Genomic DNA, 13042 nt, shown 5'->3' with positions numbered 1-13042 from the left:
CCGGCGTCGGCCGGTTAATGCCAGGCCGTGGGGTAGGCCTGTTCTGCGTTGATGCGGTAGAGCTTGTCGATTACCTGGCGCGGCAGCGACAGGCCGCGCACCGGCCGGTCCAGTTCGGGCACGGTCAAGCTGTCGCCGGTGACAAAGTAGCGCCAGTCGCGCCGCCACACCGTGTCCATGTCGGCCACGAAGCTGGCATCGCTTTGATCGGCCGACTGCGCCAGGTCGGAACCATACATCAGCCGGTCCTGGTACTTGATGAAAAATGCGCGCACGCGCTCGCGGTCCCGCTGCGACTGATACTGCAACTGGCCGATACGGGCAGCGATATCGAGCCGGGCGCCCGGATGGGCGTCGAGGAAGCGGCCGATGCGCTCAATATCGTATTCCAGCGAGGCCAGGTGCACGCCGGTAAAGCGCAAGGTCGGATGCCGGACCAGCATGCGGTCGCGCGCGGCCATCTGCTGTTCGTAGCCCGGCATGTCCGGGTGCAGGTACATATGGTAGGCGGGATGGTTTTTGAAATACTCGCGGTCGTTGTTGACCGTCATTTGCGCGACCGGCAGCCAGCAGTTGTGCGGCTCTCCCTGGTGGCCGAGCACCATCACGCCGCGGTGCGCCAGGCCGTCGAACAGGGGGCTGAAGCGCGCGTCATCGATCATCACCAGCTTGCCCTGGCTGTCGCGCAGGCTCATGCCGATATTCTTCCAGACCTTGACGCCGACCGCGCCGTCGGCGATCGCGCCATCGAGGTCTTTCAGGGTCGCCGCAGTCCAGCCATCCCTGTCGAAGCCGTCGGTGGAAAAGGTGGCGACCCATGCCACCTGCTGGCCGTGCTTGTGCCCGAGCGCGCTGGCCACCTTGCGCTGCTGGTCCAGCGCCGGAAAATCGGGGTAGTCGACATTGATGGTCAAAGCGCGGAAGTTGTCCTTGCGCGCCAGCGCCAGCCAGGCGTGCTGGCTGGCGCCGTGCAGATGCAGGTGCGCGTCGATCTTCGGCACCGTCTCGAAGTCGCCCATCGTGTAGCCATCGGCTGCGCTGCACGGCGCCGCGATCAGGGCGGCGGTCATGGCGGCAACCGCGGCACAGCGCCGGGCAGGGAACAGGAAAGACGACAGGGTGCTGCGCATGGAAACTCCGTTAGTGAGGTGGTTGGTCGGCCAGCCGGTCCAGCGCAGCGGCGCCCAGCGGCGTCCCCGCGCACCGCGCGGCATACAGCGCTGCGCCCAGCACGGGCGCCAGGCGCGGCGGCGCCAGCAGATAGTCGGCGCTGCGTGCTGCCAGCGCGGCGGCAAACGGGGCCGGCAGCGGCCCGTCGGCGCCGAACAGACCGCCCGTGTACGACACCGCCACCTGCTGGCCATCGTCCACGCCCAGCGCGTGCCGCACCGCAGCGACCATTGCCACCAGCTCGTCGGCAGCGGCGGCGATAATGGCCTGCGCCTGCAGGTCGCCCTGCGCGGCCGCTGCCGAGACCAGGCGCGACAGGGCGGCGATGCGGCTGCGTTCTTCGTTCAGGTCGCCGTACACGACCTGGCACAGATCGAGGTCTTCCTGCAGCCCCAGCTGCTGGCGCAGCAGCGGGTACAGCGCTCCCCGTGCTGCGCGGCCGTCGCTCATGCGCGAAAAGAGCTGGAGGCCGGCGCGCGCGATCCAGTGCGCCGAGCCCTCGTCGCTGAACAATTCGCCCCAGCCGCCGGCGCGCGCGCTGCGGCCGCCCACTTCGCCGTACGCCATCGAACCGGTGCCGGCAATGACGCTGATGCCATCCGCGCACGCGAGCGAGCCGGCCCAGCTGCAGACCATGTCGTTGCCGCACCGGTAACGCGCGTGGCCCAGTACCGCTTGCGGCATGGCATCGAGCCGGGGCAGGGCAGAGCGGTCTTCGCCATGGGCCGGCAGGCCGAAGAAGGCAAATTCGACGTCCGACGGCGCCACCCGCGCGGCGGCGAACAGTGCAGCGCAACCCCGTTCGAGCATGGCGGCCACGCCTGGCATGCCGACCTCGATGTAGTAGGCGCTGCTGTCCTGGTGGCGCGCCAGCACCTGTCCCGCACCGTCGATCAGCGCAAAAGCGGTCTTGGTGCCGCCGCCGTCAACCCCGAGGAACATGCTGCCCTCCGGCGACCGGATAAATGGTGACGCCGCGCACCACGCGGTTGACGGTGCCCGACACGCTGGGGGTATCGGGCCGCAGCCCCTGCGCCAGCGATTGCAGCAGCGCGAACGACTGGCAGAACACGATATACGGCAGCGCCAGCGCCAGGTCGCAGGCCGTATCCGCGGCCTCCAGCACCAGGCAGTCCGGGCCCGCTTCGTCCATCGGCTGGCCGCTCAGCGCCAGCACGCGGCCGGCGCGGCCGTCGTTGCGCAGTTCGCGCAACAGGTCCAGGTCGTAGCGGCGCGCCTGCGCAGCGTTGGACAGCAATACCACTACCAGCGTGTCGCGATCGACGATGGTCTTGGGGCCATGGCGGAAGCCGAGCGGCGAGTCGAACAGCGCCACCACGCGGCCGTCGGTCAGCTCCAGCAGCTTGAGCGCGGCCTCGCGCGCCAGGCCGCACAACTCGTTGCTGCCCAGGTAGACCACGCGCTGGAACCGCTGCGCCACCAGCGACTGCAGCAGCGGCAGAGCTGTGGCGTGCAGGGCGGCGCCAGCGGCGGACGGCACCGCCGCCGCACCGGGCGGCAGCATGCCGAATGCGAGCGCCGCCGCCAGCAGCATCGTGGTAAAGCTGGTGGTCATGGCAAAGCCGCGGTCGTGGGTGGCATCGGGCAGCAGCAGCGCGTAGGCGTTGGGGCGCGCCTGCGCCATGCGATACAGTTCGCCGTCGGCGTTGCAGGTAATGACCAGGTGATGGACGTCCTTGACCAGCTGGTCTGCCAGCTCCACCGCTGCCAGGCTTTCGGGGCTGCTGCCCGAGCGGGCAAACGAGACCAGCAAGGTCGGCACGTCCGTCTGCAGGAACTGGTACGGGCCGGAGACGATGTCGGTGGTCGGCACGGCCTCGGCCCGCCAGCCCTTGGCCAGCATGGCCGGCGCCAGGCATTCGCCGAGAAAGGCCGAGGTGCCGGCGCCTGTGAGCACGATGCGCAGGCCGGCGCCAGCCAGCAGCGGCGCCAGGAATGCATCGAGCGCGGCGCGGTTGGCCGATACCAGCGCATCGATCTGCGGCCACACAACGGGCTGCTGTGCGATCTCGCGCGCGGTCAGGCCGGCGCCGGCTGCGTCGAGCGCGGTGGTGCTGTGTCCCAAAATGTGCTTCATATCCTTCTCCACCACTAACATGTTTCCAGCTCCTTGGTTGCGGCGCCTGCACAGGCGTCCAGATACTGGCGCAGCACCCTGGCCACGCCCTCCTTGAGTAAATCGACCGGCAGGTTGCGCACCCGGCCGGCGCGCACCTCCTGGTACTGCGCCGGGAGGTACTGGCTGATCAGCGTGAGCGGGGGCGGGCTGCGTTCCAGCTTGGCCAGCAGCTGCGCCTGCGCTGCCTGGATGGCCGGGTGCGGCCAGTAATAGCGGATCCGGTCGCTCAGGCTGAACTGCTGGTCGAAGCGCGCCCGTACCGGATCCTGGACGTAGTATTTGCGCCAGTATTCGGGCTCGGCGCGCATCACGGCCAGCACCGTGTTCTTGAAATCCGATCCCGCGCCTGCACCGCTCATCGCTGCTTCGATGTCCGCCAGCGCCCACAGGGTTTCGCGCAGCGCGAAGGTCAACCCCGGGCCCACCTTCAGGATGGCGAAGTGGCCTGCCACCAGCGCAGCCAGGCTGGCCGGTGTCTGGTAGTCGGTCGAATGCGCTTCGTACACCAGGGTAGGCTCTGTTTCGATGAAGCGGCTCAGTGCAGCCGCGCGCTGCGGCTGGTAGTCGATCACCTTGTGGTGGTCGAACTCCACGCCCGGCTGCACCACCAGGCCGATCACGCGCGGCCACACGTCTGCCAGCCCGGCGGCGGCAAACGCCTGTTCGTGGATGCGGATGGTGAGCGCGGCGGCATCGGGCGTCGTGACGCTCAGTTGGTCCAGGTCCTCGCGCGCGCCACCGGGCACCGGCACTTCGGTGCCGACCACGTAGACGGGCGCCGCGCCGCCGTGCGTGCGCCATGCTCGCTCGGCCACACGGCACAGGCGCGCTGCGCGCTCGGCCACCACGGCATCGGGCAGCGGCACCGGGTCGCCGCTGCACGACATCGAGCAATCGAGGTGGATCTTGCGGAATCCCGCTTCGACATAGCGCTCGATCAGCACGTCCGCCTTGGCCATGGCGGCCTCGGGCGGCAGGCTTTGCCACGCGTTCGGCCCCAGGTGGTCGCCGCCCAGCAGCACGCGGTCGCGCGCCAGGCCGGTGCAATCGGCGATCCCGTGGACGAAGTCACGGAACGCTGCCGGCGTCATGCCGGTGTAGCCGCCATCCTGGTTGACCTGGTTCGAGGTCGATTCGATCAGGACCGGCAGGTCGCGTTCGCGCGCCGTTTCCATTGCCGCTGCCAGCACCAGCGGATGCGCCGAGCACACCGAGTGGATGCCGACGGTGCGATCCGTCTTGTGGCGCCGGACCAGGTTCAGTAAATAATCCATCGTTAGCTCCTCAGGTAGATGTGGCGCCGCCATCGTCGGGCTGCAACGCCAGCAGCAGTGCCGCCGCCAGCGAGAGCACGATGCCAGCGAGCCGGTAGCCGGTCGGCACGGTGGCAGCCAGCGCCATGGCGATCAGGGTGGTCAGCAGCGGCGCTCCGGCGTTCACCAGCGGCGACACCATCAATGCCTTGCCATGCCGGAAGGCGTATACCAGCGTCAGCGCGCCGACCGCGTTCAGGATCTGTGTCACGGCAGCAAGCAGCGGGCCGGACGGGCCGTAGTTGATCGGCTGTGAAAAGTCGGTCATCGCCAGCGCCACCGGGATGAAGATCAGCGCGCTGAGCGTCATGTAGAAGAAGATGCTTTCCGCATCCATGCTGGCGTTGGCCAGCTTGATGAAATACGCCTGCAGTCCCCATGCCGCCAGCACGCCCAGCGCCAGCGCGAACCACAGGCCGTACGGCTGGGGCGCGCCGCCCGGTGCGTAATCGAACAAGGGCAGCGCGCAGATCGCCAGCACGATGCCGGCAACCCCCATCGGCCCGGTGCGTTCGCGCAGGAACAGGAACGACAGCACGATGGTCACGACCGGGGACAGTGAAATCAGCGGGAAGATCAGGTAGGCCGGCCCGGCCTTCACGGCGTAGAACAGCACCATCTGCCCGCCCGCGCCCAGCACGCCGATGGTCAGCCCGTATGCCACGGCGCGGGCGTCGCGGCGCACGCGCCAGCCGCTGCGCGCCAGGACCAGCAGCGCCGGCGGCACCATCGTCAACGCCCATACCACGTAGATCAGGGTTTCGGGAAAACCGTGCTGGCCGGGCATGCCGGCAAACGCGCCCCACACGCCCCACAGCAGCGTGGTGGTCAGCGCGTACAGCAGCCAGCGCGGGCGACTACTTCTGCGCTGACTATCGAGTGTGCTCATCATCGGATATCCATTTCTGTCGTGCCCTTTACGCTGACTGGTGGTGTTGGATAGTAGAGAGCAAATAACGAAAACACAAATACTTTCGAAAACTTTCTATTAACTGTCGTTTTTCATCCATAATTTACTTAACGAAGGAAATTCATGTAAAAATATTTTCATTTTCTGCGCGAAGCCGTTGCATCACTGGCGCGTCCAGCCAGCGAACCGTTTCGTTTTGATGCGCGCAGTGCCAATCAAGGAGACATCGATGCCTCATTACCGGTCCCGACATCGACCGTTGCGCCACGCCGTGGTGCTGCCCGCCGTGCTGGCTGCGGCGCTGGCCATCCCGAGCCTGCCGGCCAGTTCCCTGCCGGGCCCCGACCCCCTGGCAGCGTCAGGCCGGTGGGAAGGCCATGCCAGCGGGGCGGCGCGTACGCCGCCGATGGGCTGGAACAGCTGGAACGCGTTCCGCACCGAGGTCGATGAGGCCAAGGTGCTGGGCGCTGCCGAGGTGCTGGTGGACAGCGGCCTGGCCGGCCTGGGCTACCGCTACGTCAATATCGATGACGGCTGGTGGCTCAAGCGGCGCCAGAGCGACGGCCGCCTGCAGATCCGCACCAGCATCTTTCCGTCGGCAGCAACCGGCGGCGCCGCCGGCACCAGCTTCAAGCCGTTCACCGACCAGCTCCACGCCATGGGGCTCAAAGCGGGGCTGTACACCGACATCGGCCGCAACGCCTGTTCGCAAGCCTACGATCTGCAGTCGCCCAATCTGCCGCAGGGGACGACCGCCGAGCGCGAAGTCGGGCTCGATGGCCACGTGGAGCAGGATGTCGCGCTGTATTTCAGGGAATGGGGTTTCGACTACCTCAAGATCGACGCCTGCGGGCTGGCCGATTTCGTGCCCGGCTCCATCCTGGTGCAGGAGCAGGGCTACCGCGCGCTGGCGCCGCTGATCGACCGCAGCGCCATCACCCGCACCGATATCGGGGCCGTCCGCAGCCGCTACGAAGCGGTGGCCGCCGCGCTCGCGGCGGCCAGGCCGGACAACGACTACGTCCTATCGATCTGCGCCTGGGGCATGGCGAACGTGCGCGCTTGGGGCAAGCAGGTGGGCAACCTGTGGCGCACCAGCAGCGACATCGTGCCGAGCTGGACCAGCATGCTGCATAACTTCGACAGCGCCGCCAAGCGCCCGCTGTACGCGGGTCCCGGCCACTGGAACGACCCGGACATCCTGCACATCGGCCATGGGGAGTTCGACGCCGATCACCTGGTGCAGGCCCGCTCGCACTTTACGCTGTGGGCGATGATCAATGCGCCGCTGCTGGTGAGCTACGACCTGCGCAACGGGCCGGCGTCGCTGCTGGGCGTACTGGGCAACCAGGCGCTGATCCGCGTGAACCAGGACCCGGCCGGTCACCAGGCGGTGGTGACCTATGATTCCGACGATGCCCAGATCCTGGTCAAGACGCTGGGCGACGGCAGGCGCAAGGCCGTGGCGCTGTTCAATCGCAGCGCGGCACCGGTGTCGATCGTCTTGCAGGCCCGCCATCTGAAGCTGGCGGACGATGCACCGGTGCTGCTGCAGGACCTGTGGTCGAACAGGACGCTGACGTTCTCCGGCGAACAGCCGTTCACGCTGGCGCCGCACGAAACGCTGGTATTCGCCGCCACCGGCAAGCGGATCCTCGAGCATGGCGTCTATCTGTCGGAAATCCCGGGCGCGCTCAATGTCGCCGTCGATGGCACCCGCCAGCCCGAGCTCGATCCGTCCATCCACCGCATGATCGATCCGTGGAGCGGTTCGCGCTCGCCGGGAGCGCGGGCCCAGTACGCCGGCTGGGGCGGTGCGCAGGCCGATGCGACGCCGTACGGCCAGACCTTGCAGGTCGGCGGCCAGGCGTTCGATGCGGGCATCGGCGTGCTGGCCAATTCGCGCATCCAAGTCAGGAACGACGCGGCCCACGCGCGCCTGGCGGCGACCGTCGGCGTCGACGATTCGTCCGCCAGCGGCAGTGGGGCGGTCCGGTTCTACGTCTATGGCGACGGCAAACTGCTGGCCGCGAGTGCACCGGTCCGCCTGGGCAGCAAGGCCACGCAGATCAGCGCCGACCTGCGCGGCAGCCGGATCGTCGAACTGGTGGTGCGGGACGCGCAAGCCGGCGCCACGCAGCCCGTGGTGGCAACGTGGGGCGATGTCCGGCTGCTGGGTGCAGGGTTGCGGTAAAGCGATCAAGCGCTGGCGCGATACCGCGTCCGCGGTACGGCCACCGCGCTGGCAAGCGGTCGTCTCCGCGTTGGCACTGGTCCAGCGGCACCAAATCGAAAGAAATAAACTGTAATTACTTTCGATTATCGATATAAAAGTTACGAATAGTTTCGAAATCGATTGATTTTCCTTTTTTAGCGTTTTAGTATGGATGCACCATCGACCACCAGGAGACTTCCTTGAAACCTCAAACGTTTTCGAATACGACCGCATCGTTTGTTTCAATCGCGCCCGTCAAGTTAAGGGCCCCGGCCATGGCCGCTGCCGTATGGATGGCACTGAGCATGCCGGCCGCGTCCTGGGCCACCACGTTCACCGTGGCGCCGGGGCAGTCGATACAGGCAGCGGTGGACAAGGCAGGCGCGGGCGATGTGGTCCGGGTGCTGGCAGGCGAGTACAGGGAGAAAGTTCTGATTTCCGGCAAATCGGGCACAGCAAGTGCGCCGATCACCGTCAAGGCCGATACCGGGGTGCTGGTGAGCGGCATCACGCTGCAGCCGGACGGACGCGAGGGGCTGATCACGATCAGGAACTCGAAATACGTGCGCGTGGAAGGCTTCGAACTGGCGGCCTTCACCTCCGGCAACGTCAATAACACGCCGGTCGGGATCCTGGTCGAAGGCAGTGGCGCCAACCTGGACATCGTCAACAACAAGATTCACGATATCCAGCACACCAATACCTGCACCGATGAATGTAGCGCAGGCGCCCACGGCCTGGCCGTGTTTGGCACCAATACGACCGGCATCACGGACATCCTGATTCAGGGTAACGAAGTCTATAAAAATGTACTGCAATCGAGCGAGGCGCTGGTTATCAACGGCAATGTCGACCGCTTCGAGGTGCTCAACAATTACGTTCACGACAATAACAACATCGGCTTCGATTTCATCGGTTACGAATCGGAATGCTCCGGCTGTGGCGAGAAAAACCGGGCGCGAAATGGCATCGTGCGCGGTAACCGTGCCGTCAACAATTCGAGCGGTAAAAATACCTGGTATCGTGGCGAGCGCTCGGCTGCAGGGTTCTATGTCGATGGCGGCCGCTACATCGTCTTCGATCGGAATATCTCCAGCGGCAACGATCTGGGTTTCGAGTTCGCCAGCGAACACGCAGGCAAGGCCACCGAAGACATCGTCATGTCGAATAATTTCGTGTTCAAAAATACCGAGGTGGGCCTGACGATGGGAGGCTACGAATCGGGCCTGGGTTCGGCAAAGCGCATCCATGTGCACAACAACTCGTTCTATAAAAATAAGGGGTGGGGCACCGAGATCGTCTTCCAGCACAAGGTGATCGACGCGCGGTTGACCAATAATATTTTCTTTGGCACGGGCGCTGCAACAGCCAATTTTGCCGACCTGGGCAGCGGTCATAGCGGTAATGTGTGGGGCACCAACCTGTGGTGGGGGACCAGCACCGCCGGCAGCATGATGCCAGGCTTGTCCGTCCTGGCCGATCCGCGCTACGTCGCGCCGGAAAGCGGCAATCTGAACCTGCAGGCGACGTCGCCCGCGATTAACGTCGGCGCGACCAGCGTTGCATTGACCGGCTGGAGCTCGCCGCTGTGGAGCCGCTACTATCCTGGCGGCGCCATCGCAGTCAATGGCGTTGCCGATATCAACGGTCAGGCCCGTATCGAAGGCATCATCGACCTCGGGGCCGACGAGTACGGCAGCGCGCCGGCGGGCACGCGGTAGTCTGTTCTGGCCAGTGCCAGCCCCTGCACGCAGCGGGGCGCTCGTTCCGGACGGTCGCGGCCGGCCCCGGCGCTTGCCAGGCACTGCGCGGCTGCACCACACCGGGCCGCCTCCAAAATGCGTCCGCTGCAACGCGGACTGTCTTGCCTTTGGTGCACTTGCTAACGGTGGTGCGCGCCGAGTGCGATTACAGTCATCGTTTCTATCTTGAGCAGGGTTGCTCCTGGGGAAGCCGATGCAGGTATCCGATAGCACCATCCGTTCCACGCGTTCCGGACCTGCGGTCCGTGCCGACCGCATTGCGCTGACCGACCCCGGCAAGATCGCGCCGCGCCTGGTCGGGCTGGCCATCATCGTCGCGCTCAGCAACCTGACGGGCTGGGCCAGCGGCACGCAATGGCTGATTTCGGTCAGGCCCGGCTTGCCGTCGATGGTGCCCGCCACCGCGCTGCTGATCCTGATGACGAGCTTCGGCCTGCTGATACTGCAGCGCCAGCCGACCTGCGCGTGGCGCTCGGGCGCCGCTCCGGCCGCCGTGGCCGTGATGCTGGTCACGGCAGCGATCGGCTGTTGCTACCTCCTCGGCCAGTCACCGTCGCCGCTGGTGCTGGCGACCAGCGGTGGCGAGACGTTGGTCAGCCTGCCATCATTGATGACTTCCTCCCTGATTTTTTCCCTGGCCTGCGGCGCACTGATGCTCACCAGGAAGTCACTGGTGATCGCCGCGCAATGCGTGGGACTGGTCGTGTTCTTCATCGCGCTGCTCAATCTCGGCGGCTATCTGCTGCAGGACACGTTCCTGTTTCAGGTCCTGCCGCGCAAGGGCACGTCCATCTTCACGACCTCGGCATTGATGTTGCTGGCGCTGGCGCTGCTGTTCACCTTGTCAGGTCAGGGAATCATGGCGGCGATTACCGGCAACTTGCCGGGCGCCCGCATTTCGCGCCGCCTGCTGGCCGCAGCGCTGCTGGTCCCGATCCTGGCGGGAACGGTGGTGTCGAGCGGCGCAAGCATCGTGTCTTATGAAGCCGAGTCCATGCTGATCCTGTTTGTCTGGACGGTCATCCTGCTGTTCCTGATCATCGTCAGGCGGCTGGCGATGCGGCTGGCCGCCTCCGACCGGGAGCGCGCCGCCGCGCAAGCGGAACTCGAGCATGCCGTGCACGATCTGCAGACCGAGCATCAAAGCAAGGACATGTTCATGGCGACGCTGGCGCACGAGCTGAGAAATCCGCTGGCGCCCATCAGCGCTGCGGCCGAAGTGCTCAAGTACGGCGGCGGGGTGACCGAGTCGGACCGCAAACGACTGGGCGAGATCATCGCCGCCCAGTCCGCCAACCTGGTCAACCTGGTGAGCGACCTGATGGACATGGAGCGATTGCGCACTGGACGGTTGGCGCTGACCAGGGAGCCAGTGGACGTGCGCAAGGCGATCAGCGCTGCTGTCGAGCAGGTCGCGCCCGCGCTGCACAAGCGCGGCCACCAGTACAGCAGCGACCTGCCGGTAGTGCCGGTGTGCGTGTCGGGCGACCTCCAGCGGCTGACCCAGGTGTTCGCCAACCTGCTCGGCAATGCCGCCAAATATACTGCGCCGAACGGGACGATCGGGCTGCAGGCGTCGATGGACCGCCACAGCGTGCAGGTCACCGTGTCCGACAATGGCGCAGGAATGGATGCGGAACTGCTCGCCCATCTGTTCGAGCCCTATGTCCAGGCGCAGCTGACGCCCGACCGCACCTCCGGCGGCCTGGGCCTGGCGCTGGTGAAAAAGCTCACCGAGCTGCACGGCGGCACCGTCACCGCGCACAGCGAGGGGACCGGGCGGGGCAGCAGCTTCACGGTGACGTTGCCCCTGCGGGACGCCAGGTAGCTGACCTTGCTCGTCCGCATGCGGCGACCTGCAGGTGGACGTCGCACTTGTGCCATACTTTAATATGGACAACAACTGCCAGCACCAGGCCGCCGGTGCCGGTCACGCACCACGCCCCATGCCGGCCGGGTGCTGGGTGGCAGTGAATGACTGTTTTTTGGCTACCAAGGATGCCGCATTGAGCGACCACTACGACCCCGATCACACGCTGACGTCGCTGCTGCCGTCGTTCGAGCATGCCGGCCCGCGCCTGCTGACGCTGACCATCCTCTGGCATCCCGAGCTTGAACGCGTGGGCGAGCAGGCGTTTGCGCGGCCGGGGGCGACCGAGGTGGCGCTCAACCGTTTCGGCCCGCTGTTCGGGCGCCCTGGCGGTACGCCGCTGGGGCTCGGCGACCGCCGTCTTGCGCGCGACCCGGTGATGCTGCTGCGCGGTGCGGCCGACGAGGTCACTGTCGTCACGCCGCAAAGCCGCATGAGTATCGCGCTCGATGGCGCCATGCTGACCGGCGCCACCACGCTGGGCGCCGGCGTCATCGAGCGTGGCGTGGTGCTGTCGCTGGGCGGCGCGGTGCTGCTATGCCTGCACTGGAGCGATCATCTGCCGCGCGTCAATCACAGCAGCACGCTGCTCGGTGTCAGCGGCGCCGTCCTGCGCCTGCACGAATCGATCCGGCAGGCAGCCGGCACGGCGGTCCCGGTGCTGCTGCTGGGCGAGACCGGCACCGGCAAGGAAGTGGTCGCGCACGCGATCCACGGCGCCAGCGAGCGGCGCCAGCAGCCGATGGTGGCGGTCAACATGGCGACCCTGAGCGAGTCGCTGGCCGCCGCCGACCTGTTCGGCGCCGCGCGCGGCGCCTACACCGGCGCCGAGCGCGTACGGCGCGGCTGGTTCGACGAGGCCGGCAACGGTACGCTGTTTCTGGACGAAGTGGGCAACACACCGGCATCGGTGCAGCCGATGCTGCTGCGGGTACTGGAGACCGGCGCCTACCGGCCGCTGGGCGCCACGGCCGACCTGACCACCGGCGCGCGCATCATCGCGGCCACCGACCAGGACCTGGCTGCCGGTTTCAATCAGGCGCTGCTGCACCGGCTGGAAGGCTTCGTGATCCGCATGCCGCCGCTGCGCGCGCGGCGCGAAGACATCGGCCTGCTGATCCGTCACATGGTCACGCAGTGGCAGCTGGCCGGCCAGGCGCCGGCCGTGCTGCCCACGGCGCTGGTGGAAGCGCTGTGCCGTTACGACTGGCCCGGGAATGTGCGCCAGCTGGGCATGGTGGTGCGGCGTGCGCTGATCGCCGCTGCCGCCGGTCAGGCGCCGGCATTCGAGACCTTGCTGCCGGAAGCTGACGCCGATCCCGGCGTCACCGCGCGGCTGCCCTTGGCTGCGCGCCCGGCAGGGCGGCGCCTGCGCCTGTCCGAGCTCGATCATGAGGCCGTGCTGGAAGCGCTCGAACACAATGACTGGCGGGTGGGCGCTGCCGCGCTGGCGCTCGGCGTGTCGCGCCCGTCGATGTATAAACTGATCGACGACCATCCCGCCATCCGCGCGGCGGCCGCGATACCGCTCGATGAACTGCGCCGCGTGGTGGCGCAACACGGCGACGATATCCGCTGCTGCGCCCGGGCGCTGAAGACGCCGGGCGAGGCCTTGCGCCGCCACCTGCGCGGCGTCGGCCTGCTCGGCTAGCGCCGGGGCG

At 66.9% G+C, this 13042-nt stretch carries 9 protein-coding genes; 4 read left to right on the top strand and 5 right to left on the bottom strand.

Going from position 1 to position 13042, the window contains the following annotated elements; all coding sequences use genetic code 11:
* Positions 1-14: 14 nt before the first annotated feature.
* Genes ASF61_RS11605 through ASF61_RS11585 form a run of 5 tightly spaced genes read right to left on the bottom strand, consistent with a single transcriptional unit; the run spans position 15 to position 5515 of the window.
* Positions 15-1130: an amidohydrolase family protein gene (locus ASF61_RS11605; protein ID WP_162241990.1), complete on the bottom strand. Its 1116-nt coding sequence runs from the start codon at positions 1128-1130 to the stop codon at positions 15-17.
* Positions 1131-1140: 10 nt separating this feature from the next.
* On the bottom strand, positions 1141-2112 hold the full coding sequence (locus tag ASF61_RS11600) for an N-acetylglucosamine kinase (protein ID WP_056155769.1): 972 nt from the start codon (positions 2110-2112) through the stop codon (positions 1141-1143).
* Positions 2096-3268 (bottom strand): SIS domain-containing protein, encoded by a 1173-nt coding sequence (locus ASF61_RS11595; protein WP_056155766.1) that lies wholly within the window; start codon positions 3266-3268, stop codon positions 2096-2098. Before ASF61_RS11595 ends, ASF61_RS11600 begins: the two co-directional genes overlap by 17 nt.
* A gap of 14 nt (positions 3269-3282) precedes the next feature.
* Entirely contained in the window at positions 3283-4584 is a 1302-nt protein-coding gene (locus tag ASF61_RS11590; protein ID WP_056155763.1) for a D-tagatose-bisphosphate aldolase, class II, non-catalytic subunit, read from the bottom strand.
* Between the two features lie 10 nt (positions 4585-4594).
* Positions 4595-5515: an EamA family transporter gene (locus ASF61_RS11585; protein WP_229205813.1), complete on the bottom strand. Its 921-nt coding sequence runs from the start codon at positions 5513-5515 to the stop codon at positions 4595-4597.
* 247 nt (positions 5516-5762) lie between these two features.
* Here ASF61_RS11585 and ASF61_RS11580 point away from each other — a divergent pair, with 247 nt between their 5' ends.
* From ASF61_RS11580 to ASF61_RS11565, 4 genes are all read left to right on the top strand, one after another.
* Entirely contained in the window at positions 5763-7727 is a 1965-nt protein-coding gene (locus ASF61_RS11580; protein ID WP_056155760.1) for an NPCBM/NEW2 domain-containing protein, read from the top strand.
* 296 nt (positions 7728-8023) lie between these two features.
* Entirely contained in the window at positions 8024-9469 is a 1446-nt protein-coding gene (locus tag ASF61_RS11575; RefSeq protein WP_056155756.1) for a hypothetical protein, read from the top strand.
* Between the two features lie 235 nt (positions 9470-9704).
* On the top strand, positions 9705-11339 hold the full coding sequence (locus ASF61_RS11570; protein ID WP_056155753.1) for a sensor histidine kinase KdpD: 1635 nt from the start codon (positions 9705-9707) through the stop codon (positions 11337-11339).
* Between the two features lie 178 nt (positions 11340-11517).
* Positions 11518-13032 (top strand): sigma 54-interacting transcriptional regulator, encoded by a 1515-nt coding sequence (locus ASF61_RS11565; RefSeq protein WP_162241989.1) that lies wholly within the window; start codon positions 11518-11520, stop codon positions 13030-13032.
* Positions 13033-13042 lie beyond the last annotated feature (10 nt).

The sequence above is a fragment of the Duganella sp. Leaf126 genome (genome assembly GCF_001423125.1).
GTDB lineage: Bacteria > Pseudomonadota > Gammaproteobacteria > Burkholderiales > Burkholderiaceae_D > Rugamonas.
The sequence above is the reverse complement of the archived record's forward strand: the minus strand, read 5'-3'. Positions and strand labels throughout refer to the sequence as shown.

Excerpts from the sequence above, each read along its gene's own strand:
- ASF61_RS11605 (WP_162241990.1), bottom strand. The coding sequence starts at position 1,130 with ATGCGCAGCACCCTGTCGTCTTTCCTGTTCCCTGCCCGGCGCTGTGCC.
- ASF61_RS11600 (WP_056155769.1), bottom strand. The coding sequence starts at position 2,112 with ATGTTCCTCGGGGTTGACGGCGGCGGCACCAAGACCGCTTTTGCGCTG.
- ASF61_RS11595 (WP_056155766.1), bottom strand. The coding sequence starts at position 3,268 with ATGAAGCACATTTTGGGACACAGCACCACCGCGCTCGACGCAGCCGGC.
- ASF61_RS11590 (WP_056155763.1), bottom strand. The coding sequence starts at position 4,584 with ATGGATTATTTACTGAACCTGGTCCGGCGCCACAAGACGGATCGCACC.
- ASF61_RS11585 (WP_229205813.1), bottom strand. The coding sequence starts at position 5,515 with ATGATGAGCACACTCGATAGTCAGCGCAGAAGTAGTCGCCCGCGCTGG.
- ASF61_RS11580 (WP_056155760.1), top strand. The coding sequence starts at position 5,763 with ATGCCTCATTACCGGTCCCGACATCGACCGTTGCGCCACGCCGTGGTG.
- ASF61_RS11575 (WP_056155756.1), top strand. The coding sequence starts at position 8,024 with ATGGCCGCTGCCGTATGGATGGCACTGAGCATGCCGGCCGCGTCCTGG.
- ASF61_RS11570 (WP_056155753.1), top strand. The coding sequence starts at position 9,705 with ATGCAGGTATCCGATAGCACCATCCGTTCCACGCGTTCCGGACCTGCG.